The organism is Aureitalea sp. L0-47 (genome assembly GCF_026126405.1).
Lineage (GTDB): Bacteria > Bacteroidota > Bacteroidia > Flavobacteriales > Flavobacteriaceae > Pukyongia.
In genome coordinates this window covers 1-389 of the sequence record NZ_JAFMTQ010000058.1, presented here as the reverse complement: position 1 = coordinate 389, position 389 = coordinate 1, and the positions used below count along the sequence as shown (strand labels likewise).

Here is a 389-nt window from a genome sequence, read left to right as displayed (position 1 = left end):
AACGCCGGTAATGTATCGATAAGCAATGTTGTAGTAACCGATCCACTATTAGGTGGAGTGGTTCCCGGACCAGATTCAGGAGATGATGATGGTGACGGTGAACTTGATGTAACTGAAACATGGATATACACAGGAAGCTACGCTATTACACAAGATGATATCGATGCTGGTTCAGTAACAAATACAGCCACAGTAACAGGAACGGCTCCAGATCAGAGCACAGTGACCGATACTTCGGCTGCGGTTGTGACTCAACTTTGTCAGAACCCTGCCATCGACATCCTGAAAACAGCTATGTATGATGATGGCGGTGATTGTTCAGATCCCGGAGAGCTTATCAACTACACTTTCACGGTAACTAACGCCGGTAATGTATCGATAAGCAATGT

1 protein-coding gene is annotated in these 389 nt (G+C 45.5%); it reads left to right on the top strand.

The features are described 5' to 3' along the window. Positions 1-389, top strand: a 389-nt coding sequence (locus tag J1N09_RS15450) for a hypothetical protein (RefSeq protein WP_414826859.1), incomplete at both ends; no start/stop codon positions are given.